Annotated in this window: 20 protein-coding genes and 1 tRNA gene; 19 read left to right on the forward strand and 2 right to left on the reverse strand. The window is 71.0% G+C overall.

What is annotated here, in order from left to right; translation table 11 throughout:
- The first annotated feature begins 83 nt into the window (after positions 1 to 83).
- From AB0M70_RS04935 to AB0M70_RS04960, 6 genes are all read left to right on the forward strand, one after another.
- Positions 84 to 671: an ABATE domain-containing protein gene (locus AB0M70_RS04935; RefSeq protein WP_365816464.1), complete on the forward strand. Its 588-nt coding sequence runs from the start codon at positions 84 to 86 to the stop codon at positions 669 to 671.
- A gap of 95 nt (positions 672 to 766) precedes the next feature.
- Entirely contained in the window at positions 767 to 1351 is a 585-nt protein-coding gene (locus AB0M70_RS04940; protein WP_363313407.1) for a sigma-70 family RNA polymerase sigma factor, read from the forward strand.
- Entirely contained in the window at positions 1348 to 2148 is an 801-nt protein-coding gene (locus tag AB0M70_RS04945; RefSeq protein WP_365816466.1) for a zf-HC2 domain-containing protein, read from the forward strand. Before AB0M70_RS04940 ends, AB0M70_RS04945 begins: the two co-directional genes overlap by 4 nt.
- Positions 2149 to 2241: 93 nt before the next feature.
- Entirely contained in the window at positions 2242 to 4599 is a 2358-nt protein-coding gene (locus tag AB0M70_RS04950) for a UvrD-helicase domain-containing protein (RefSeq protein WP_365816468.1), read from the forward strand.
- A 358-nt stretch (positions 4600 to 4957) separates the two neighbouring features.
- Entirely contained in the window at positions 4958 to 6391 is a 1434-nt protein-coding gene (locus AB0M70_RS04955) for an NAD-dependent malic enzyme (protein WP_365816470.1), read from the forward strand.
- A gap of 296 nt (positions 6392 to 6687) precedes the next feature.
- Positions 6688 to 6969: an HU family DNA-binding protein gene (locus tag AB0M70_RS04960; RefSeq protein ID WP_016645140.1), complete on the forward strand. Its 282-nt coding sequence runs from the start codon at positions 6688 to 6690 to the stop codon at positions 6967 to 6969.
- A gap of 95 nt (positions 6970 to 7064) precedes the next feature.
- On the opposite strand, the gene murA is transcribed toward AB0M70_RS04960, so the two are convergent.
- Positions 7065 to 8405 (reverse strand): UDP-N-acetylglucosamine 1-carboxyvinyltransferase, encoded by a 1341-nt coding sequence (gene murA, locus AB0M70_RS04965; RefSeq protein WP_344521857.1) that lies wholly within the window; start codon positions 8403 to 8405, stop codon positions 7065 to 7067.
- 245 nt (positions 8406 to 8650) lie between these two features.
- Here murA and AB0M70_RS04970 point away from each other — a divergent pair, with 245 nt between their 5' ends.
- The 12 genes from AB0M70_RS04970 to AB0M70_RS05025 all read left to right on the forward strand — a co-directional run bounded on the left by AB0M70_RS04970 (position 8651) and on the right by AB0M70_RS05025 (position 20538).
- Positions 8651 to 9259, forward strand: a complete 609-nt coding sequence (locus tag AB0M70_RS04970) for a YqgE/AlgH family protein (protein ID WP_365816473.1) — start codon at positions 8651 to 8653, stop codon at positions 9257 to 9259.
- Positions 9260 to 9348: 89 nt separating this feature from the next.
- Positions 9349 to 9639: a hypothetical protein gene (locus tag AB0M70_RS04975; protein WP_365816475.1), complete on the forward strand. Its 291-nt coding sequence runs from the start codon at positions 9349 to 9351 to the stop codon at positions 9637 to 9639.
- A gap of 132 nt (positions 9640 to 9771) precedes the next feature.
- Positions 9772 to 11016 carry a hypothetical protein gene (locus AB0M70_RS04980; RefSeq protein WP_365816477.1) on the forward strand — a complete coding sequence of 415 codons (1245 nt, stop codon included), beginning with the start codon at positions 9772 to 9774 and terminating at the stop codon, positions 11014 to 11016.
- Between the two features lie 10 nt (positions 11017 to 11026).
- Entirely contained in the window at positions 11027 to 11434 is a 408-nt protein-coding gene (locus AB0M70_RS04985; protein WP_365816479.1) for a hypothetical protein, read from the forward strand.
- On the forward strand, positions 11424 to 12098 hold the full coding sequence (locus AB0M70_RS04990; RefSeq protein WP_365816481.1) for a hypothetical protein: 675 nt from the start codon (positions 11424 to 11426) through the stop codon (positions 12096 to 12098). The genes AB0M70_RS04985 and AB0M70_RS04990 overlap by 11 nt, the downstream gene beginning before the upstream one ends.
- A complete protein-coding gene (locus tag AB0M70_RS04995; RefSeq protein WP_365816483.1) occupies positions 12095 to 12742 on the forward strand; it encodes a hypothetical protein in 648 nt (215 codons plus the stop codon). The genes AB0M70_RS04990 and AB0M70_RS04995 overlap by 4 nt, the downstream gene beginning before the upstream one ends.
- A gap of 72 nt (positions 12743 to 12814) precedes the next feature.
- On the forward strand, positions 12815 to 13123 hold the full coding sequence (locus tag AB0M70_RS05000) for a DUF3039 domain-containing protein (RefSeq protein WP_363211472.1): 309 nt from the start codon (positions 12815 to 12817) through the stop codon (positions 13121 to 13123).
- Positions 13124 to 13218: 95 nt separating this feature from the next.
- The gene (locus tag AB0M70_RS05005; RefSeq protein WP_365816484.1) at positions 13219 to 14844 is read left to right on the forward strand and encodes a beta-N-acetylhexosaminidase; all 1626 of its coding nucleotides are present in this window, start codon (positions 13219 to 13221) and stop codon (positions 14842 to 14844) included.
- 297 nt (positions 14845 to 15141) lie between these two features.
- Positions 15142 to 16044 (forward strand): FAD binding domain-containing protein, encoded by a 903-nt coding sequence (locus AB0M70_RS05010; protein WP_365816486.1) that lies wholly within the window; start codon positions 15142 to 15144, stop codon positions 16042 to 16044.
- Complete coding sequence (locus tag AB0M70_RS05015) at positions 16041 to 17696, forward strand: 2Fe-2S iron-sulfur cluster-binding protein (protein ID WP_365816488.1); 1656 nt, start codon at positions 16041 to 16043, stop codon at positions 17694 to 17696. The genes AB0M70_RS05010 and AB0M70_RS05015 overlap by 4 nt, the downstream gene beginning before the upstream one ends.
- On the forward strand, positions 17693 to 20005 hold the full coding sequence (locus tag AB0M70_RS05020) for a molybdopterin cofactor-binding domain-containing protein (protein WP_365816490.1): 2313 nt from the start codon (positions 17693 to 17695) through the stop codon (positions 20003 to 20005). The genes AB0M70_RS05015 and AB0M70_RS05020 overlap by 4 nt, the downstream gene beginning before the upstream one ends.
- A gap of 8 nt (positions 20006 to 20013) precedes the next feature.
- Positions 20014 to 20538 (forward strand): AAA family ATPase, encoded by a 525-nt coding sequence (locus AB0M70_RS05025; protein ID WP_365817538.1) that lies wholly within the window; start codon positions 20014 to 20016, stop codon positions 20536 to 20538.
- 46 nt (positions 20539 to 20584) lie between these two features.
- On the opposite strand, the gene AB0M70_RS05030 is transcribed toward AB0M70_RS05025, so the two are convergent.
- Positions 20585 to 20659 (reverse strand) — tRNA-Cys (locus AB0M70_RS05030).
- A 196-nt stretch (positions 20660 to 20855) separates the two neighbouring features.
- Here AB0M70_RS05030 and AB0M70_RS05035 point away from each other — a divergent pair.
- Positions 20856 to 22307, forward strand: a complete 1452-nt coding sequence (locus AB0M70_RS05035; protein WP_365816492.1) for an MFS transporter — start codon at positions 20856 to 20858, stop codon at positions 22305 to 22307.
- The last annotated feature ends 128 nt before the right edge of the window (positions 22308 to 22435 follow it).

Here is a 22435-nt window from a genome sequence, read left to right on the forward strand (position 1 = left end):
GTGGCAGGGGTTCCGCACCCGCCCGCGGCGAGGCACTGTAGGGGGAGCACTCACCGGTAACCCCACAAGGCGGTGACAGGCGCATGGCACTGGGCATGGACCCGGCCACGTACGAGCTGCGATTCGACTCCGGGCGGAGCTGTCTGGACCTCGTGGCGACGAACCATCCCGTGGAACGGCTCGACTCCGTGGACCGGCTGCGTGCCTGGCTCGCGGGCGCCGGGCTCATCCCGGATCGCACCGCCCTGCCGGGGGCAGGGCCGGCCTGGCTCGCGGGCTTCCGTGAACTTCGGCAGAGCGTCGGGCAGTTGGTGCTCGCGGAGCTCGAAGGGCGCCCCGCCGAAGCCGCGTTGGGCAGGGTCAACGCCCTCGCCGCGGCAGCGCCCCCGGCCCCCCGCGCCGTCCGGCGCCCCGACGGCAGCCTCGCCCGCACCCTGGACGGCGACCCCGGCTGCGCGGCCCTGCTCGCCGCCGTGGCCCGCGATGCCGTCGACCTGCTCACCGACCCCGTCGCGCGCGCCCTGCTGCGCCAGTGCGAGGGCGACAACTGCCCCATCGTGTACCTGGACACCTCACGTGGCAGGCGCCGCCGCTGGTGCTCCAGTGAGGTGTGCGGCAACCGTGAACGGGTGGCCAGACACCGGCGGCGGGCGGCGCTCGCGCGGGCCTGATCGAATTTCTTCCGGGGCGGCTGAACACAGCCGTTGCCGCGTACGTACATCTCCGGTGAGCCAGCCAAGACGAAGAGCGGACACCGGAGGCAGACGTGCGCAAGGATTCCGCCGTGGCCGATGAGCGCCCGCAGGCACGCCCGCACCGACATCGTCTGGTCCCGCAACGCAACGGACCCGACGAGGAGTTGATGCGCGCCCTCTACCGCGAGCACGCGGGGCCACTTCTGGCCTATGTGCTCCGCCTGGTGGCGGGCGACCGGCAGCGCGCCGAAGATGTCGTACAGGAAACGCTCATCCGTGCCTGGAAGAACGCCGGTCAGCTCAATCGTGCGACCGGTTCGGTACGCCCCTGGCTGGTGACGGTCGCCCGGCGCATCGTCATCGACGGCCACCGCAGCCGGCAGGCCCGGCCGCAGGAGGTCGATCCGTCGCCGCTGGAGGTCATCCCCGCGGAGGACGAGATCGATAAGGCGCTGTGGCTGATGACTCTCTCGGACGCGCTCGACGACCTGACGCCCGCTCACCGGGAAGTGCTCGTCGAAACTTATTTCAAGGGGCGTACGGTCAATGAGGCGGCCGAGACACTGGGTATACCGAGTGGGACGGTGCGCTCGCGGGTCTTCTACGCGCTGCGTTCGATGAAGCTTGCGCTTGAGGAGCGGGGGGTGACGGCATGAACGAGTCCTACGGACATGACGCGTGGGGGCAGGCTGAAGCGGGCGACGTGCACGAGACCGTCGGCGCCTACGCCCTCGGCATCCTGGACGACGCGGAGGCGACGGCCTTCGAGGCGCATCTGGCGGTCTGCGAGTTCTGCGCGCACCAGTTGGAGGAGTTCTCCGGCATGGAGCCGATGCTGGCCGCGCTCGCGGACCTCCCCGGCGGACGCGGCGTACCGGCGATCGGCGAGCAGCTCGCCGCGAGGCCGAGCCCGCGCCTGGCGGACCGCCTCGTGGACGAGGTCTCCGTGAAGCGCCAGCAGAAGCGCCGACGCGGCATGTATCTGGTGGCCGCCGCGGCCGCGCTGATCATCGGCGGGCCGCTCACGGTCCTCGCGGTGAGCGACGACGGCGGGACGACGGACGTGGCGGGCGAACCGCACCCCACGAGCCCCGCCGAGGACGCCTTCTTCAACCACATGGACGAGAAGATCAAGGCCACGGACCCGAAGACCAAGGTCAGCGCCACGGTCGGCACGGAGAAGAAGGCCTGGGGCACGCACGCGGTCCTGGAGCTCAAGAACGTCAAGGGCCCGCTCAAGTGCTCCCTGGTCGCGGTCGGCAAGGACGGCGAGAAGGAGACGGTGACCACCTGGTCCGTCCCGAAGTGGGGTTACGGCATCGAGGACAGCCCGAACAAGTGGGCGCGCAGCCCTCTGTACGTCCACGGGGGCGCCGCGATGGACCGGAACGACATCGACCACTTCGAGGTGACCACCCTCGACGGAGACCGCCTCGTGGAGGTCGACGCGTAGGAGAAGCGCACACGGAGGTCACACAGGGGCCCCCTTTCGCGTACGGTAGACGGCTGCTCGATTGGGCAGCTGCACGTCCGGAAAGGGGCCTCGGTGGCCGACGTACGCGACCGTGAGATCAGCGTCGAACAGGAACATCTCGACCAGGTCTACCGGCGTCTCGAGGAGAAGATCCACGAGGCCGAGTTCCTCATGACCGACGCGGCCAAGCGCTCCCAGGTCGGCACGCCCGGCGCGCTCGCCGAGCGGGACGCCCAGGTGTTCCGCGCGGGAGTGCATCTCAACCGCCTCAACAACGAGTTCGAGGACTTCCTCTTCGGGCGCATCGACCTGCTGCTCGGCAAGGACGGCAAGAAGGGCCCGGACGGCGCGTACACGTCGGTCGAGCCCGCCGAGGACGCCGTCAGCGAGAACAACACCGCAGAGATCGCCGAGACCCTGCACATCGGCCGTATCGGCGTCCTGGACGCCGACTACTCCCCGCTGGTCATCGACTGGCGGGCCCCGGCCGCCGCGCCGTTCTACCGCTCGACGCCGGTCGACCCGGGCCGCGTCGTACGGCGCCGGGTCATCCGCTCCAAGGGCCGCAGGGTCCTGGGCGTCGAGGACGACCTGATGCGCCCGGAGCTCAAGGCGACCCTCAACGGGGAGTCGCTGCCGGTCATCGGCGACGGCGCCCTGATGGCGGCGCTCGGCCAGGCCCGCAGCCACACGATGCGGGACATCGTGGCGTCGATCCAGGCCGAGCAGGACATGGTCATCCGGGCGCCCGCCGCCTCGGTGACGTACGTCGAGGGCGGCCCCGGCACCGGCAAGACCGCCGTGGCCCTGCACCGCGCGGCCTACCTCCTCTACCAGGACCGCAGGCGCTACGCGGGCGGCATCCTCATCGTCTCCCCGACCCCGCTCCTCGTGGCCTACACGGAGGGCGTGCTTCCCTCGCTCGGCGAGGAGGGGCAGGTCGCGATCCGCGCGGTGGGCGCGCTGGCCGACGACGCGGCGGGACCGGCCGAGGCCACCGTGTACGACTCTCCCGCGGTGGCCAGGGTCAAAGGCTCGTCCCGGATGCTGCACGTCCTGCGGAAGGCCGCCAGGGGCGCTCTGGAGGGCGGTACGGGCACGGCCGCGAAGCCCGCATCGCAGGACGGCCAGCTCGCCTTCGGCGACGACGACGAGGACGACACGCCCCGGACACCCGCCGAGACCCCCACGCGCCTGCGCGTGGTCGCCTTCGGCCGCCGCCTGGAGCTGGAGGCCGACGCGCTTGCCCGCATCCGCCGCAACGCGCTCAGCGGCACGGCTCCCGTAAACCTGCTGCGTCCGCGCGCCCGCAAGCTTCTCCTGGACGCCCTGTGGTCCCAGTCGGGCTCCGCGGGCCGGCACAGCGACCCGGAGCTGGCCGCGGAGCTGCGCTCGTCCTTCGACGAGGACATCACCTCCGAGGACGACTTCATCCGCTTCCTCGACGCCTGGTGGCCCGAACTCACCCCGCGCGCGGTGCTCTCCGCGATGGGCGACGAGCGGCGCCTCGGCCGATGGGCGCGCCGCGTCCTGAACCCGGGCGAGGTCCGCAAGGTCGCCCGCTCCCTCAAGCGCGACGCCCTGTCCGTGCACGACGTGGCGCTCCTGGACGAGCTCCACTCGATCCTCGGCACGCCGCACAGGCCCCGCAAGAAGAAGGATCTCGACCCCCTCGACCTGCTCACCGGGCTCGACGAACTGATGCCGCAGCGCGAGGAGTCCCAGCGCGAGCGCGCCGAGCGGCTCGCCGCGGAGCGCACCGAGTACGCGCACGTCATCGTCGACGAGGCCCAGGACCTGACCCCCATGCAGTGGCGCATGGTCGGGCGCAGGGGCCGGCACGCCACGTGGACGATCGTCGGCGACCCGGCCCAGTCCTCCTGGTCCGACCCGGACGAGGCCGCGGCCGCCCGTGACGAGGCCCTGGGCACGCGCCCGCGCCGCCGTTTCACCCTCACGGTCAACTACCGCAACCCCGCCGAGATCGCCGATCTCGCGGCCAAGGTGCTCGCGCTCGCGATGCCGGGCTCCGAGTCGCCATCGGCCGTCCGGTCCACCGGGGTGAAGCCCCGCTTCGCCGTCGTACGCGACAAGGACCTCGGCGCGTCGGTGCGCGAGGAGGCGGCGCGGCTGCTCGACCAGGTGGACGGCACCATCGGCGTCGTCGTGGCGATGAACCGCCGCGAGCAGGCGGCGCGCTGGCTCGACGGTCTCGGCGACCGCGTGGTGGCGCTCGGCAGCCTGGAGGCCAAGGGCCTCGAGTACGACGCGACGGTCGTCGTCTCCCCGGCGGAGATCGCGGACGAGTCCCCGGCGGGCCTGCGTGTCCTGTACGTGGCGCTGACGCGGGCCACGCAGCAGCTGACGGTGCTTTCCGGCGAGCGGGACGACCCCGACACGGAGGGCGTGCCGGACCTGCTCCGCGAATGACTTCGGAGACTTCTCGTGACGGGAATTGCCTTGCGGGGATCGTTTGTTACCGTTGATGTGGCACCGGCCCGATCCAAGCCCCCGGGCCCAACCATCGTCGCTACGAGCGACCACTTGCCGCGAGGCGAGCATGGCGGGTCGGTGTCATAAGCGTTCGAAGAGGCCTTCGTCACTCGGTGACGGAGGCCTCTTTCGGTTCCCCCCTACCGACGGCCCGCAACTTCTCGTATGGTGGAAACAAGTTTCCGAAAAGCTGGTGAACGAAAAGTTCGCAATCCGAGGCGGCTACCACGTACTCAGTGGTAGGTGCGACGATCGGACGGCAAGAGCAACACGGTGAAAGCAGAGGAAGTCGGCCATGGCAACGGCGCCCAGCGTCTCCTACTCGAACACGGTCCGGTTGGAGGTGCCCGCGAGCGGCACCGCGGTCTCCCAGATCACCACGGCCGTCGAGTCCCACGGAGGCTCGGTGACCGGCCTCGACGTCACGGCTTCCGGCCATGAGGCACTCCGGATCGACGTCACGATCGCGGCGACCTCCACGACCCACGGCGACGAGATCGTCGCGCAGCTGCGCACCATCGAGGGCGTCACCGTCGGCAAGGTCTCCGACCGTACGTTCCTGATGCACCTCGGCGGCAAGATCGAGATGGCGTCCAAGCACCCCATCCGCAACCGCGACGACCTCTCCATGATCTACACCCCGGGCGTGGCCCGCGTGTGCATGGCGATCGCCGAGAACCCCGAGGACGCGCGCCGCCTCACCATCAAGCGCAACTCCGTTGCGGTCGTAACGGACGGTTCGGCCGTCCTCGGGCTCGGCAACATCGGCCCGAAGGCCGCCCTGCCGGTCATGGAGGGCAAGGCGGCCCTCTTCAAGCGCTTCGCCGGCATCGACGCGTGGCCGCTGTGCCTGGACACCCAGGACACCGACGCGATCGTCGAGATCGTGAAGGCGATCGCCCCCGGCTTCGCGGGCATCAACCTGGAGGACATCTCGGCGCCGCGCTGCTTCGAGATCGAGGCCCGCCTCCGCGAGGCCCTGGACATCCCCGTCTTCCACGACGACCAGCACGGCACCGCGATCGTCGTGCTCGCCGCGCTGACCAACGCACTGCGCGTGGTGGGCAAGGGAGTCGGTGACGTACGCGTCGTCATGTCCGGTGCGGGCGCGGCCGGTACGGCCATCCTCAAGCTGCTCATCGCGGCGGGCGTCAAGCACGCCGTCGTCGCCGACATCCACGGTGTCGTGCACGCGGACCGCGAGGACCTGGTGGACGCCGCGCCTGACTCGCCGCTGCGCTGGATCGCCGACAACACCAACCCCGAGGGCGCCCGCGGCACCCTCAAGGAAGCGGTCGTCGGCGCCGACGTCTTCATCGGCGTCTCGGCCCCGAACGTCCTGAACGCGGACGACGTCGCGGCCATGGCCGACGGCGCCATCGTGTTCGCGCTCGCGAACCCGGACCCCGAGGTCGACCCGGCCATCGCCCGCCAGACGGCGGCAGTCGTGGCCACGGGCCGCTCGGACTTCCCGAACCAGATCAACAACGTCCTGGTCTTCCCCGGTGTCTTCCGCGGTCTGCTCGACGCCCAGTCGCGCACCGTCAACACGGAGATGATGCTGGCGGCGGCGGGCGCCCTCGCGGACGTCGTCGCCGAGGACGAGCTCAACCCGAACTACATCATCCCCAGCGTCTTCAACGACAAGGTCGCGGGCGCGGTCGCCGATGCGGTGCGCAGCGCGGCGAAGGCAGCCGGGGTAGCTGTGACAGGCGCCACGGCCCAGTAGTACGGCGCGTCGCGGAACGCGGGGCCCGCAAAGGCCCTCTAGGGTGGCGTGGAAGCGCGCCCCCGACTGCCACCTTCCCAGGGGCGGTGAAGCTTTTCGTGTGACCCCAAGGGGCCCGGATTGGCTTTCCCGCCGCAGGTGGGGGCAGGATGCCTTTCTGGGCGCGAGGGTCCGGATGAACGGACCCGGGTCCGGGGCCTGACCGAGGACCCTGGCAGCATCGGCTTCGCTGTGCCCATCATGCGGCTCCGCCGCGTGGCACGCCTCAACGGCAAGAAGAACACGGGAGTACAAACATGAACCGCAGTGAGCTGGTGGCCGCGCTGGCCGACCGCGCCGAGGTGACCCGCAAGGACGCCGACGCCGTGCTGGCCGCGTTCGCCGAGACCGTCGGCGAGATCGTTGCCAAGGGCGACGAGAAGGTCACCATCCCCGGCTTCCTGACCTTCGAGCGCACCCACCGTGCCGCTCGCACCGCACGGAACCCGCAGACCGGCGAGCCGATCAACATCCCGGCCGGCTACAGCGTCAAGGTTTCGGCGGGCTCCAAGCTCAAGGAAGCGGCCAAGGGCAAGTAGCCTCAAGCAGTGAAAGGGGCGGCCACCCGGTTTCGGGTGGCCGCCCCTTTCGCATGCCTAGAAGATGGCCTCAAACGCCGGCCGGGCTGACTTGCCTACAACGTCGCCCTGCCCGGCAGCTCGACCTTCGCGCCGAGCTCCACGAGCTTGTCCATGAAGTTCTCGTAGCCGCGGTTGATCAGGTCGATGCCGTGGACGCGGGACGTCCCCTGGGCCGCCAGAGCGGCGATCAGGTACGAGAAGCCGCCGCGCAGGTCGGGAATGACCAGATCGGCGCCCTGGAGCTTCGTGGGGCCGCTGACGACCGCCGAGTGGAGGAAGTTGCGCTGCCCGAAGCGGCAGTCGGAGCCGCCGAGGCACTCGCGGTAGAGCTGGATGTGTGCGCCCATCTGGTTGAGCGCGGAGGTGAAGCCGAGCCGCGACTCGTACACCGTCTCGTGCACGATCGACAGACCGGCGGCCTGCGTCAGCGCGACGACCAGCGGCTGCTGCCAGTCCGTCTGGAAGCCGGGGTGCACGTCCGTCTCCAGGGCGATCGCGTTCAGCGAGCCGCCCGGGTGCCAGAAGCGGATGCCCTCGTCGTCGATCTCGAAGGCACCGCCCACCTTCCGGTAGGTGTTCAGGAACGTCATCATCGAGCGCTGCTGGGCGCCGCGGACGTAGATGTTGCCTTCGGTCGCCAGGGCCGCGGAAGCCCAGGAGGCGGCCTCCAGGCGGTCCGAGAGGGCGTGGTGGTTGTAGCCGCCCAGGCTGTCGACACCGGTGACCCTTATGGTCCGGTCGGTGTCCATCGCGATGATCGCGCCCATCTTCTGCAGGACGCAGATGAGGTCCTCGATCTCGGGCTCGACGGCGGCGTTCGAGAGCTCGGTGACGCCCTCCGCGAGCACGGCCGTGAGCAGCACCTGCTCGGTGGCGCCCACGGACGGGTACGGCAGCTGGATCTTCGTGCCGCGGAGCCGCTGCGGGGCCTCCAGGTACTGGCCGCCCTCGCGCTTCTCGATGGTCGCGCCGAACTGGCGGAGCACCTCGAAGTGGAAGTCGATCGGCCGGCCGCCGATGTCGCAGCCGCCGAGGCCGGGGATGAAGGCGTGCCCGAGGCGGTGCAGGAGCGGCCCGCAGAAGAGAATCGGGATGCGCGACGACCCGGCGTGGGCGTCGATGTCCGCGACGTTGGCACTCTCCACGTGCGAGGGGTCCATGACCAGCTCGCCCGGCTCCTCACCGGGGCGGACCGTGACGCCATGCAGCTGCAGGAGTCCGCGTACGACGCGCACGTCGCGGATGTCTGGGACATTGCGCAGCCTGCTCGGAGCGCTGCCGAGCAGCGCGGCGACCATGGCCTTGGGCACGAGGTTCTTCGCGCCGCGGACACGGATCTCGCCCTCCAGCGGGGTTCCGCCGTGGACAAGCAGTACATCGTCGGTGACGGTCATGAATCTCGCGTTCCGATTGGATGGACGGGTGGACCAAAGGGCAAGCGTAATGGGCGTGTACCCCCTCTCCGTAAGGCCAAGGGCACGCGAAACACGTCAGGACTTCGTGACAACACGAACCGTTCGGAACCGGACACTCCGGGTCACCGCCGAAAGTGTGCGCTCCGGACGCGCCCATGCGCCCCTGAGCTGCATTCACTCCCGTACGGGCATTGCCTCCCCCCGCGGGGCAAAGATGCGGGATCATGTCGTTCATGACCGAGGTGTCCTCGCTCACAGGGCGGCTGCTCGTGGCCACGCCTGCCCTGGCGGACCCGAACTTCGACCGCGCGGTGGTGCTGCTCCTCGACCACGACGAGGAGGGCTCGCTCGGCGTGGTCCTCAACCGGCCCACGCCGGTGGACGTCGCGGACATCCTGGAGGGCTGGGGTGATCTGGCGGGCGCGCCGGGGGTCGTCTTCCAGGGCGGCCCGGTCTCGCTCGACTCGGCGCTCGGCGTGGCGGTGATCCCCGGGGAGGAGGGGCCCGCCTCCGGCGTCCGGGCGCGGCCGGGCAGAGGCGAGCCGATCGGCTGGCGCCGCGTGCACGGCGCAATCGGCCTGGTCGACCTGGACACCCCGCCGGAACTCCTGGCCCCCGCGCTCGGCTCGCTGCGGATCTTCGCCGGTTACGCGGGCTGGGGCCCCGGCCAACTGGAGGACGAGCTCGTCGAGGGCGCCTGGTACGTGGTCGAGTCCGAGCCCGGCGACGTGTCGTCACCGTCTCCGGAGCGCTTGTGGCGAGCGGTGCTGCGCCGGCAGCGCAGCGAGCTGGCGATGGTGGCCACTTATCCGGATGACGCTTCGCTGAACTGAGGGTTTCCCGGGCTACTCGCCCCCTAGCGTGGGCCAGGCAGTGGTCTGGTGGCCTGGCGGCCTCGTGGGAGTGAGGGGAGGCCGGGGGAGTGCCTGATTCTGATCTGGCTGTCGACTATGCGTTGCTCGCTACGTCGGCGAAGCAGCTGGGTGCCATTCAGAGAGAGTTCAAGAACCTGGGTGAATGGAAAGACGACATCGCATCGGTCGTGGGGGCCTCCGACCTCAGAGGGGCGATGGCCGAATTCATCGACAACTGGGACGACAACCGCAAGCGTCTGCTCGATTCGTTGGATGCCGTCGGCACGATGGTCGAGGAAACGCGCGACGCATTCCAGAAGCTTGATGACGAGTTGTCGAAGCCCGGCAAGAAGAAGTAGTGATGCGGCCATCACGTCGACCCATCGTTCTATGTCGGGGGAAGAGTGGCACGACCGAAGGACTGGCATCCCCTGTGTGAAAGTGATCCCGTGCCGGGTGATCCTGACGGGGTTCGTAGCCAGGTGAAGCACATGAAGAAGATCGCCGAGTATCTGCGTACGCAGGCCGCCGCGCTCAATGCGATGGCTGACGCCGACCATCTCAAGGGGAAGTACGCGGAGAAACTCGGTGAGGATGCGCGTGGCTTGGGACGAAAGCTTGATGAGGCGGAAGACCGGTACCGCGAGGTCAAAGGGCATCTGACGTGCTGGGCAGATGAACTCGAAGGCTTCCAGAAAAGGGCGGACAGGGCGCTCGGAGACGCGAAGGACGCTCAGCGTGTGATCGACGCGCACGAGGGCGAGGCGGACTCCGGCAAAGGCGAGAAGGGGGACAAGGGCTCGGGCTCCGATGCGGAGGACGCCGCGCTCAAGCGTGCCAGAGAGGACCTGGAGAGTGCCCGGGGGCGGTTCCATTCCGCGGTCGGCGATTACGAGGAACGCTCCGGTCACTTCGCGGGGAAGATCAGGGACTCCATCGACGATGACATGAAGGACAGTTGGTGGAACGACGCCAAGGGAGCCATCGCTGACGCCGACTGGATCGGCGAGTGGGCTGACAGGTTGAGTTGGGTCGCGACGGCGGTAGGTGTCGTAGCCATGCTCTTCCCGGGCATCGGCTGGATCGCGGCTGCCTTGACTGTCGTGGTGCTGGTTGCCCACGCGACGCAGGCGGCCGGGGGAAACGGTTCATGGTTCGACGTCATGATGGACATCGGGGCCTTGAAGCTGGCACGCAATGGCATGAGAGCGGCCAAAGGGATCAAGCTCCTGCAGAACAGTTCACGTCAGATCGCCTCCAAGTCGGCCGGAACCGCCCAGCAGATGCAGAGCGCGTCGAAAACCGCAGGGTCGAGGGCCAGTTCGGTGGCGAAGTCCCGGAAAGGCGGTGGAAGGTCGGGAAATGCGCGCAGCAACGCCAGAGCGCGAAATATGCGTCAGCTGGCCAAGAGTCGGGCAGACGGGAAAAAGGCCGCCGGCGAGGTGCGCGATGCGGAGATGCCGCAGATTACCGCGCAGGAGAAGGCCGGTGTGTTGGGAGACGCCCAGCTGGGCCGCCAGATGAAGGACATCAAGAAGTGGCGCGCTGAGTTTCCCGCTGACGCCCGGCTCGCGGACAACGCCCGCCAGGCCGAGCGTCATAAGGACGCGCTCGTAGGATCGTGGGGAGCCAGTACGGTCCTTGACAGTGGGGACAAAGCCGGCGACACGGCCTCGGGTGGCGAGTACAGCAGAATGAAGGATCGCATGACGCGGTCGGTGGGCTCACGATGGTGAGGATGAGTTGATGGCCGTGGAGGGCTCCGACCGGGTAGTCCGCAGTGAGCGTCGTTTGGCGTGGCGCGTGGGCTTTTTCAGATGGTTCTTCCTGCTGTCCATGCTGCGCATGTTCGCCGCTCCCGCGAGCAAAGACTTCTTTGGCAGGGAATTGGTGCCGTGGCCGACGTGGGAGTGGGCGCTGTGTGCGCTGGTACCGGTGCTCCTGATCTTTTTGTCGCGGCGCCCGGACGACTGGGAGGACCTGCGGGGTGAGCGCGGCCTGATCAAGTGGGCGCTCATTCTGTATCTCTTCTACGCGTTGATGTGGGCCGTGGGTACCGGCGCCTGGACACTCTGGATCGCTGTGGGCATCTGCCTCGCCGGTTTCGCCGGCATGTGGCAGCTCAACCGCAAGGAGCGGCTTCGTGCAGGCTGAGCCGGCCCGGTGGGCGGAACGGGTCGGCGACGAAGCCCCGGTCACCGGGTACCGCATCATCCTCCCCGACCAGTGGGCCCAAGCCCCCCTGCGTCAAGGCACGGAGGAAGCAGTGCGGCGGATCCTCGACGACGCCTGCGCCCGCATTCCCGCCGATACGCCCCCGGACAAGATCGGCCCCTACAAGCGTGAGCTGGAGCGCCGCTTTCGCGAGGCCGTGGGGCAGGCCGTGCAGAGCGGAGCCCTGGACCTCTACCTGCCGGTCAAGCCGATGGGAGATTGCAGCATCGGGGCATCGATCCTCGTCTCCGAAAGCCTCCTGCCCCGGCGCCAGGGGCAGCCGCAGAGTGAGGGAGAGCCCACCGAGGCGGCGGTACGGCTCCTCTCCAGAGACGGTGTGGAGGGCGCCGACCTGAGCGCGGGAGAGGTCGACGGGGCCCTCGCGGTCCGCCGGGAGCATGTGGCGAAGGCCGACAGCCCTCAAGGAGCAGTACTCGCTTCACGGCGTGTCGAGTACATGATCTCCGTACCGGGTGACCCGGATCGCTGGTTCGTGGCGGCCTTCTCGACCGTCGGGGGCGGCAGTCCCCGGGACGAGCTGGCCGACGTCCTCGTCGAATGGTTCGACGCGCTCATGGCGAATTTCCGCTGGAGGCGGGGATGACGGGAACGACGGGAATCGCGGCGATGGGCGAGTCTTTCCGGGCCGTCCTCGACATCGAGGACGTCGATCCCACGCCCTGGGTGATGGTGCCGCCGCGCTCCGGGCTGACGGCTCCCTGGTCGGTGTGGGAGGACGTCCGCGCCTGGTCCCGGGAGGTCGCCGAGGAGCTGTGGGAGGACCACGGCCTCGACCCCGGCCCGAGCGGTGTGGACTTCGGCGCCGGCACCTTGGAGCGCTGCGCCGAGGCATGCGCGCCGCCTGGCTCGGACCACTGGGTGTTCCTCCATCTCGATCAGCCCACCGATCTGCCGCTCCCGGTCTGCGCGGCCGTCGGACCGGCGGCGGGCCCTCGTGAGGCGACCCTCCGTGCCCTCACCGAGGCGGACGACCCGGGGGCCGTCGAGCCCGCGGTGGTGAAGAGGGTCGAGTCCGAGAAGCTGGGCGAAGGGCTGACCACCTTCCGCTATGTGCCGCAGGCCGACTCGCCCCACCTGCTGGGGTGCGTCCGTTACGGCTGGCAGGTGGACGAGCACGAGGCGGACGTCGTCGTGTGGACGGCCACGGAAGATGTCGCCCACCTCCTGCGCGCCGCCGGGGACCTCGAGCACCTGGCGAGGTCGCTGTCGATCTGGGCGGTCCCGTGAGGCTCGCGCTGCGCGCGGTGTACCGGCCCGGGCGATGCCCGGACGCCGTCGGCGTAGGTACCCTTGGATGCCATGAGCACTCTTGAGCCCGAGCCCGAGCGCGGGGCAGGTACGGGGACCCTCGTAGAGCCGACGCCGCAGGTGTCGAGCGGTGACGGTGACCACGAGCGCTACGCGCACTATGTCCAGAAGGACAAGATCATGGCGAGCGCGCTCGACGGTACGCCCGTCGTCGCGCTCTGCGGCAAGGTGTGGGTGCCGGGTCGTGACCCGAAGAAGTACCCCGTCTGCCCCATGTGCAAGGAGATCTACGAGTCCATGAGCGCCGGTGGCGACAAGGACAAGGGCGGCAAGGACGGCAAGGGCGGCGGCAAGAAGTAGCCCCCGGGCGCGTTTCAGGGCCTCCCTCGTGAAGGGGCGTTGCGTGTACCGCAACGCCCCTTTTGCGTTGTGCCGTCGCGTGGCAGCCTCGCCGCATGACCTTTGAGCAACTCATCCCGGCGCCCGCACGCGCCGAGGGGCCGCATCCCGAAGGCTTCATCCTCGATTCGTCGACCGCGCTGCGTGCCGGGCCCGGCACCGAGTCCACCGAGCGCTGGCTGCGGGCCACGCTCGGCGGTGCGTTGGGGCTGCCCCTCGCGCCCGGTGAGGCCGGTGAGGGTGGCGCCATCTCCCTCGGCATCGATGACTCCCTTGCTCCCGAGGCGTACCGGCTCACGGTGGGGGAGAGCGGTGTCGAGATTCTGGGTGGCGCCGCTCCCGGGGTCTTCTGGGGGGCCCAGAGCCTGCGGCAGCTCATCGGGGCCGAGGCCTTTCGGCGCGCACCGCTGCGGGCCGCCGGGCGGTACGCCGTCCCGGGGTGTCTGATCGAGGACAGCCCCCGCTTCGGGTGGCGCGGCATGATGCTCGACGTGGCCCGGCACTTCATGCCCAAGGACGGCGTCCTGCGGTACCTCGACCTTCTTGCCGCCCACAAGCTCAACGTCTTCCACTTCCACCTCACCGACGACCAGGGCTGGCGCATCGAGATCAAGCGCTACCCCAGGCTCACGGAGGCCGGTTCGTGGCGCCCGCGCACGAAGTGGGGCCACCGCGCATCCGAGCTGTGGAACGACACTCCGCACGGCGGCTACTACACGCAGGACGACATCCGCGAGATCGTCGCGTACGCCCATGAGCGGCACATCGCCGTCGTACCCGAGATCGACATCCCCGGGCACTCGCAGGCCGCCATCCACGCCTATCCGGAGCTCGGCAACACCGACGTCGTCGACACCTCGGCGCTCGGCGTCTGGGACACCTGGGGCGTCAACCCGAACGTCCTCGCCCCGACCGAGAACACCCTTCGCTTTTACGAGGGCGTGTTCGAGGAGCTGATCGAGCTCTTCCCGTCCACCTTCATTCATGTGGGAGGGGATGAATGTCCCAAGGACCAGTGGAAGGCGTCCCCCACCGCTCAGGCCCGCATCAAGGAGCTCGGCGTCGGTGACGAGAACGGGCTGCAGAGCTGGTTCATCCGGCACTTCGACAGCTGGCTGACCGCGCGCGGGCGCAGGCTCATCGGCTGGGACGAGATCCTGGAGGGCGGCCTCGCCGAGGGCGCCACCGTGTCCTCCTGGCGTGGCTACGGGGGCGGGATCGCGGCGGCCAAGGCCGGTCACGACGTCGTCATGTGCCCCGAGCAGCAGGTGTACTTGGACCACCGGCAGGACGGCGGCCCCGACGAGCCCGCGCCCATCGGCTTCGTCCGCACCCTGGAGGACGTCTACCGCTTCGAGCCGGTGCCGCCGCAGCTCACCGCCGACGAGGCACGCCACGTCCTCGGCACCCAGGCCAACGTCTGGACCGAGGTGATGGAGTACCACGCACGCGTGGACTACCAGGTGTTCCCGCGTCTCGCCGCCTTCGCCGAGGTCGCCTGGAGCCCGCTCCCGGCCTCCGCCGAGCGCGACTTCGCGGACTTCGAGCGCCGAATGACCCCGCACTACGCGCGACTTGACGCGCTCGGCGTCGACTACCGCCCGCCCGGCGGCCCGTTGCCGTGGCAGAAGCGCCCGGGAGTGCTCGGACGCCCGATCGACGGGGCGCCCCCGAACGTGTGAGGCGCACCCCGTGCTCCGCGTGTCGGGCCGCCCGCACTGAAAGCGTGGGCGGTCCGGCGAAAGCCGTACAAGAGTCACCGAAGAGTGGCAATTCCCGCTGACCGGCGAGGGCGTGTGAAAACGGCACATCCCCCAGGTCTGCGGACGAATGGCTCCTAGCGGACCCCCGCGCCGGGGCCCGGGGAAGATGTGCCAGAGTTGCCACGTCCGGGCTGTGAGCACGTACCGTACGGCGGAACAGGCGTAACGGTGGGCACGGCGAGAAAGCCGCCGGGCATCGGGAAGGGGCAGCCGGTTTTGAGCACGCACGCACCGCAGGCGGCGCACACAGCGCAGACGGCGACGCTGCCTGCGACGTTGGACGAGGCCGTGGAGGCGCTCGCCGCGATGCCCGCCGCCGTGCCCGTGGCCGGCGGCACCGACCTCATGGCCTCCGTCAACGCGGGCCTCCTGCGCCCCGCCGCGCTCGTCGGCCTCGGCCGCATCAGCGAGATCCGCGGCTGGCAGTACCAGGACGGTCACGCGCTGCTCGGCGCCGGCCTCACCCACGCACGCGTCGGGCGCCCCGACTTCGCCGCCCTGATCCCCGCGCTCGCCGCGGCCGCACGCGCCGCCGGACCCCCGCAGATCCGCAACGCGGGCACCCTGGGCGGCAACATCGCCACGGCGGGGCCGACCGGCGACACCCTGCCCGTCCTGGCCGCCCTGGAAGCCGTCCTCGTCATCGCGGGACCCGGCGGCGCGCGCCGCGAGGTCCCCGTGTCGCACCTGCTCGCGGGGATGGACATGCTCCGCCCCGGCGAACTCATCGGCTTCGTACGGCTGCCGCTCCTGCACGCCCCGCAGGTCTTCCTGAAGGCGACCGGACGCACCGGACCCGGCCGCGCCCTCGCCTCCGTCGCGCTCGTCCTCGACCCGGCGCGGCGCGGTGTGCGTTGCGCGGTCGGTGCCGTCGCGCCGATGCCGCTGCGGCCCCTGGAGGCCGAGCAGTGGGTCGCCTCGCTGATCGACTGGGACGGCGAGCGGACGATCGTGCCGGAGGCGCTCACCGCCTTCGGTGAGTACGTCGCCGCCGCGTGCATCCCCGACCAGCCCCCGGCGGAGGACGGCTCGCCGCAGCCGCTGCCGCCCGCCGTACTGCACTTGCGGCGCACCGTCGCCGCGCTGGCCCGACGAGCACTGGGGAGGGCGCTGTCGTGAGTGACGACCGGCACGACACAAACGCTGCGAACGCCGCGAACGGCGGCTGGCAGCCGCATCCACAGGGTGAGTACGACTCGGACGCCACGGCCTTCGTGCAGCTTCCGGAAGGCGCCCTGGACTTCGACCACTCCCCGCTCGCCGCGCCCGGCCACGGTTACGTGCCGCCGCAGATAACGGTCACCCCCACGACGGCCGACGCGACCGACCCGGCCGCCACGGGTGTCTGGGTCATGCCGCCCGAGGTGACGGGCGCGGGCGCCGCGGGCACCGGTGTCCAGAACGTGCGGTGGCCGGACGCGGGCGGTGTGCCCGAGCCCGAGCCGCCGGTCCACCATCAGGAGCACGCGTACGACCCCCGGGCCACCGGGCAGTGGAGCTTCCACGAGGCGGAGGGGCACGCGCCCGCCGCCCCGGCTCCCGCCGATGTCACGGGACAGTGGTCGATCCCCGTCGCCAATGGTGATCTTCCCGACGAATCGGGTGAGTTCACCGCGCCCTCGCTCGCCGCACAGTGGGGCGGTACGCCGCCGGCGACGCTGCCTGGCGGTGCGGCGGCGCCGTGGGCGACCGGCGGCGCGGGCGCGGGCGCCCCGTGGGCGGAGCCCGTGCAGCAGCCGTACGCCGAGCCGCAGCCGCACGTCGACCCGCAGCAGCACGCGCAGCCCCACGCCCAGCAGTACGCCGAGCCGCAGCACCACGAGCCCCAGCACCACGATCCCGTCCCGCCCCCGGAGCCGTTCGTCCCGGCGGCGCCGGTGGCTCCCGAGATGCATGTGGTGCCGGAGATGCCCGTGGCAGCAGAGACGCCTGAGGTGCCCGAGGTGCCTGGGGCGCCGGAGGCACCCGCGGAGCCGGAACCCGAGCCGGAGCCCACAGCCGAGGCCGAGCCGGACACCGAAGCCGCAGCCGAGGCGGACGCGGAAGCAGAGGCCGGCACCGAAGCTGAGGCCGAAGCCGACCCGGAGACCGCCGAACCCGAGACCGCCGAACCCGAAGCGGTCCTCACCTCCACCGCCCTCTCCGACGAACACCCCCTCTGCTCGTACGTCCTGCGCGTCAACGGCGCCGACCGCCCCGTCACCGACGCCTGGATCGGCGAGTCGCTCCTCTACGTCCTGCGCGAGCGTCTCGGCCTCGCGGGCGCCAAGGACGGCTGCTCGCAGGGCGAGTGCGGTGCCTGCAACGTCCAGGTGGACGGCCGTCTCGTCGCTTCCTGCCTGGTGCCGGCGGCCACCGCCGCCGGCAGCGAGGTGCGCACCGTCGAGGGACTCGCCGTCGACGGCAGGCCCTCCGACGTGCAGCGGGCGCTCGCCGCCTGTGGTGCCGTCCAGTGCGGCTTCTGCGTGCCGGGCATGGCGATGACCCTGCACGACCTGCTTGAGGGCAACCCCGCCCCGACCGACCTGGAGACCCGCCGCGCCCTGTGCGGCAACCTGTGCCGCTGCTCCGGCTACCGGGGCGTGCTCGACGCGGTGCAGGAAGTGGTCGCCGAGCGCGAGGCGTCGGCGGCGGCCGCCGAGCCGTCCGCCCAGAGCGACGGTGAGGCACGCATCCCGCACCAGGCGGGACCCGGCGCCGGAGGGGTCAACCCGGCGGCGCAGGACGGAACGTACGAAGGACCGTACGGCCAGGGCGGAGGCCAGGCGTGAGCAACGAAGCCGCGGGGAACGGGAACACCGCGACCGCAGTGGAGCCGCAGCCCGGCCCGGAGCCGCTGCCGCACGGCATCGGCGCGTCCCTGCCGTCGGCGGAGTCCCGCGCCAAGACGGAGGGCACGTTTCCCTACGCGTCCGACCTGTGGGCGGAGGGACTGCTCTGGGCGGCCGTCCTGCGCTCGCCGCACGCGCACGCGCGCATCGTTTCGATCGACACGTCCCAGGCGCGCGAGATGCCGGGCGTGCGGTCCGTCGTCACGCACGAGGACGTGCCCGGCGAGGCCCTGCACGGCCGCAAGACCGCGGACCGCCCGGTCTTCGCCTCCGACGTCGTACGCCACCACGGCGAGCCCATCGCGGCCGTGGCCGCCGACCACCCCGACACGGCACGGATGGCCGCCGCCGCCATCTTCGTCGAGTACGAGGTCCTGGAGCCGGTCACCGACCCGGAGAAGGCCTTCGCGGCCGAACCCCTGCACCCTGACGGCAACTTGATCCGGCACATCCCGCTGCGGCACGGCGACCCGGAGGCGGCGGGCGAACTCGTCGTCGAGGGCCTGTACCGCATCGGCCGCCAGGACCCGGCGCCGATCGGCGCGGAGGCCGGGCTCGCGGTGCCGCGTCCGGACGGGGGCGTGGAGCTCTACATCGCCTCCACCGACCCGCACACCGACCGCGACATGGCCGCGTCCTGCTACGGCATCGACCCGGACATCGTGAAGGTCGTCGTGACCGGCGTGCCCGGCGCGACCGCCGACCGCGAGGACGCCAGCTTCCACCTGCCGCTCGGCCTGCTCGCCCTGACCACCGGCTGCCCGGTGAAGCTGACGGCGACCCGCGAGGAGTCCTTCCTGGGCCACGCCCACCGCCACCCGACGCTGCTCCGCTACCGCCATCACGCGGACGCCGAGGGCAAGTTGGTGAAGGTGGAGGCGCAGGTCCTGCTCGACGCGGGCGCGTACGCGGACACGTCGTCGGACGCGCTCGCCGCGGCCGTCTCCTTCGCCTGCGGCCCGTACGTGGTCCCGAACGCCTTCATCGAGGGCTGGGCGGTCCGCACGAACAACCCGCCGTCCGGGCATGTCCGGGGCGAGGGCGCCATGCAGGTGTGCGCGGCCTACGAAGCCCAGATGGACAAGATCGCGAAGAAGCTGGGCATCGACCCGGCCGAGGTGCGGCTGCGCAACGCGATGGCCACGGGCGACATCCTGCCCACGGGCCAGACGGTGACCTGCCCGGCGCCGGTCGCCGAACTCCTAGCCGCCGTACGGGACTTCCCGCTGCCCGAGTTGCCGAAGGACACCCCCGAGGACGAGTGGCTGCTGCCCGGCGGTCCCGAGGGCGCGGGTGAGCCCGCCGCGGTGCGCCGGGGTGTCGGCTACGGCCTCGGCATGGTCCAGCTCCTGGGCGCCGAGGGCACGGACGAGGTCTCCACGGCCACCGTGAAGGTCCACGACGGCATCGCGACGGTCATCTGCGCGGCGGTCGAGACGGGCCAGGGCTTCACCACGCTCGCCCGTCAGATCGTCCAGGAGACGCTCGGCATCGACGACGTCCGCGTGGCCCCGGTCGACACGGACCAGCCGCCCGCGGGCCCCAGTTGCCACGGCCGCCACACGTGGGTGTCGGGCGGTGCGGTGGAGCGCGCGGCGAAGATGGTCCGCACGCAGCTCCTCCAGCCCCTGGCCCACAAGTTCGGCATGTCGACCGAGCTGCTCCAGATCACCGACGGCAAGATCACCTCGTACGACGGCGTGCTGAGCACGACGGTGACGGAGGCGATGGACGGCAAGGAACTGTGGGCCACGGCCCAGTGCCGCCCCCACCCCACCGAGCCCCTCGACGAGGCGGGTCAGGGCGACGCCTTCGTCGGCATGGCGTTCTGCGCGATCCGCGCGGTGGTGGACGTCGACATCGAGATCGGTTCGGTCCGGGTCGTGGAGCTCGCGGTCGCCCAGGACGTGGGCCGCATCCTCAACCCGACCCAGCTGAAGGTACGGATCGAGGCGGGCGTCACGCAGGGCGTCGGCGCGGCGCTCACGGAGAACCTCCGTACGCCGCGCGGCCTGGTCCGCCACCCGGACCTCACCGGCTACGCGCTCCCGACCGCCCTGGACACCCCGGACATCCGCATCGTGAAGCTGGTCGAGGAGCGCGACGTGGTCGCCCCCTTCGGCGCGAAGGCGGCGAGCGCGGTGCCGGTGGTGACGACCCCGGCGGCAGTGGCCTCGGCGGTACGGGCGGCCACCGGACGCCCGGTCAACCGCCTCCCGATCCGCCCCCAGGCGGCGGTCGCGACGTGACGGCGCCCCTGTCCGGGGTCGTCGTCATCACCGGCATCATGGCCGCGGGCAAGTCGACGGTGGCGCAGGCCCTCGCCGAACGCCTTCCGCGCGCGGCGCATGTCCGGGGAGACGTCTTCCGCCGGATGATCGTGTCGGGCGGCCAGGAGTACGAGCCCGGCGCGTCGGACGAGGCGGCGGCCCAACTCCGCCTGCGCTACGGCCTGTCGGCGTCCACGGCGGACGCGTACGCGTCGGCGGGCTTCGTCGCGGTGGTCCAGGACGTCATCCTGGGCGAGGAGTTGAAGACGTACGTGGATCTGCTGCGGACGCGCCCCGTGCACGTCGTCGTGCTCGCCCCGAGTCCGGAGGCGGTCGCCGCGCGGGAGGCCGGGCGAGGGAAGACCGGGTACGGCGCGTGGTCGGTGCAGGACCTGGACGCGGGGTTCCGTTCCACGACCCCGAGGCTCGGCCTGTGGCTGGACACCTCGGACCTGACGGTGGACGAGACCGTGGACGCCATCCTCGCGGGGCTCGCCGAGGCGCGGGTCTGACGGGACTGACGGGTCCGCCTGGTCTGACTGGTCTGACGGGTCTGACTGGAGGCCGTGGCGGGAATCGAACCCGCGTTACTGGATTTGCAGTCCAGCCCCTGAGCCACTCGGGCACACGGCCGAGGTTGTACTCGACTCCTTGAAGCTAGCCGTGACCGGCGGGTTCGCTCAAGGGATCTCGGGGTGCCGCAACGGGACTGCCATGCCGCGTTCATGAACGGCGCGAGACCACGGTCCGTGGCGTAGGACCAAGGGACCAGAAGCCCACCGTCTCCGGACAGGTGTCACCGGCTGCCACGCCCCTTACGCTGGCCGTCATGAGCGCCCTCGAACCACGCGACGCCGAAGTCGCAGCCGCCCCGCTGGTCCCGCCCTCCGAGCTCAAGGGCGGAGTGCTCCGCGCGCCCTACCGCGCGCTCAGTCTCGGCATCGTCTCCGTGGTGCTGCTCATCGCCTTCGAGGCGACCGCCGTCGGGACGGCGATGCCGGTGGCCGCCCGTGAGCTCGACGGTGTCTCGCTCTACGCCTTCGGCTTCTCCGCGTACTTCACCACCAGCCTCTTCGGCATGGTGCTCTCCGGGCAGTGGGCCGACCGGCGCGGGCCGCTGGGGCCGCTGGCCGGCGGGATCGCCGCGTTCGCCGCGGGGCTGCTGCTCTCCGGGACCGCCCAGGCCATGTGGATGTTCATCCTCGGCCGTGCCGTACAGGGCCTCGGCGGCGGGCTCGTCATCGTCGCGCTGTACGTGGTCGTCAGCCGCGCCTACCCGGAGCATCTGCGGCCGTCCATCCTCGCGGCGTTCGCGGCCAGCTGGGTCGTGCCGTCCGTGGTGGGGCCGCTGGTCTCCGGGACCGTCACCGAGCACCTGGGGTGGCGCTGGGTCTTCATCGGCATCCCGGTGCTCGTCGTGGCGCCGCTGGCCATCGCGCTGCCGCAGATACGGCAGCGGGCCGCCGGGCCCGTCTCCGACGCGCCCGCCGGCCCCTTCGACCGCCGTCGCATCAAGCTCGCGCTCGGGATCTCGCTGGGGGCGGGGCTCCTGCAGTACGCGGGCCAGGACCTGCGGTGGCTGTCGCTGCTCCCGGCGGCCGTCGGCGCCGCCGTGCTCGTGCCCGCCGTCCTCGGGCTGCTGCCGCGCGGCACCTACCGGGCCGCCCGTGGCCTGCCCTCAGTGGTGCTGCTGCGCGGCATAGCCGCCGGGTCGTTCATCGCCGCCGAGTCCTTCGTGCCGCTGATGCTCGTCACCCAGCGCGGGCTCTCGCCGACCATGGCGGGGCTGTCGCTCGCCGTGGGCGGCGCGACGTGGGCGCTCGGGTCGTACGTGCAGTCACGGCCGGGCATGGAGCCGCACCGTACGCGGCTCATGGTCGTCGGGATGCTCCTGGTGGCCGGCTCCATCGCCGCAGCGCCCACCGTCCTGATCGACGCCGTCCCGGTGTGGACCGTGGCGGTGGCCTGGGCCTTCGGCTGCCTGGGCATGGGCACGGTCATCGGGTCCACCAGCGTCCTGCTCCTTCGCCTCTCGCCGCCCGCCGACGCGGGCGCCAACTCCGCCGCCCTCCAGATCTCCGACGGCCTCTCCAACGCCCTGCTGCTGGCCGCGGGAGGCGCCGCCTTCGCGGCGCTGGGCGGCGGGATGGTGGACGCGCACGGCTCCACCGGGGTGGGCGGGTCGCACCCGGGGGCCTTCGTCGCCGTCTTCCTGCCGATGGCGGCGGTCGCCCTGGTGGGGGCGTGGGTGGGGACGCGGCTGAGGGAAGGCGCCTCCTGAGGCACCTCCCGAGACGTCTTCTGGGGCGCCTCTTGAGATGCCTTCTCAGGGGTACGTGTGAGACGGGTCGCATCCGCCCCGGGCTCCGTGCCGCTCTCCGCGGGGCGTCAACCTTCACCGGTAGGGTG

The sequence above is a fragment of the Streptomyces sp. NPDC051214 genome (assembly GCF_040682375.1).
GTDB lineage: Bacteria > Actinomycetota > Actinomycetes > Streptomycetales > Streptomycetaceae > Streptomyces.

Excerpts from the sequence above, each read along its gene's own strand:
- AB0M70_RS04935 (WP_365816464.1), top strand. The coding sequence starts at position 84 with ATGGCACTGGGCATGGACCCGGCCACGTACGAGCTGCGATTCGACTCC.
- AB0M70_RS04945 (WP_365816466.1), top strand. The coding sequence starts at position 1,348 with ATGAACGAGTCCTACGGACATGACGCGTGGGGGCAGGCTGAAGCGGGC.
- AB0M70_RS04955 (WP_365816470.1), top strand. The coding sequence starts at position 4,958 with ATGGCAACGGCGCCCAGCGTCTCCTACTCGAACACGGTCCGGTTGGAG.
- AB0M70_RS04960 (WP_016645140.1), top strand. The coding sequence starts at position 6,688 with ATGAACCGCAGTGAGCTGGTGGCCGCGCTGGCCGACCGCGCCGAGGTG.
- murA (WP_344521857.1), bottom strand. The coding sequence starts at position 8,405 with ATGACCGTCACCGACGATGTACTGCTTGTCCACGGCGGAACCCCGCTG.
- AB0M70_RS04970 (WP_365816473.1), top strand. The coding sequence starts at position 8,651 with ATGTCGTTCATGACCGAGGTGTCCTCGCTCACAGGGCGGCTGCTCGTG.
- AB0M70_RS04980 (WP_365816477.1), top strand. The coding sequence starts at position 9,772 with ATGAAGAAGATCGCCGAGTATCTGCGTACGCAGGCCGCCGCGCTCAAT.
- AB0M70_RS04985 (WP_365816479.1), top strand. The coding sequence starts at position 11,027 with ATGGCCGTGGAGGGCTCCGACCGGGTAGTCCGCAGTGAGCGTCGTTTG.
- AB0M70_RS04995 (WP_365816483.1), top strand. The coding sequence starts at position 12,095 with ATGACGGGAACGACGGGAATCGCGGCGATGGGCGAGTCTTTCCGGGCC.
- AB0M70_RS05000 (WP_363211472.1), top strand. The coding sequence starts at position 12,815 with ATGAGCACTCTTGAGCCCGAGCCCGAGCGCGGGGCAGGTACGGGGACC.
- AB0M70_RS05005 (WP_365816484.1), top strand. The coding sequence starts at position 13,219 with ATGACCTTTGAGCAACTCATCCCGGCGCCCGCACGCGCCGAGGGGCCG.
- AB0M70_RS05035 (WP_365816492.1), top strand. The coding sequence starts at position 20,856 with ATGAGCGCCCTCGAACCACGCGACGCCGAAGTCGCAGCCGCCCCGCTG.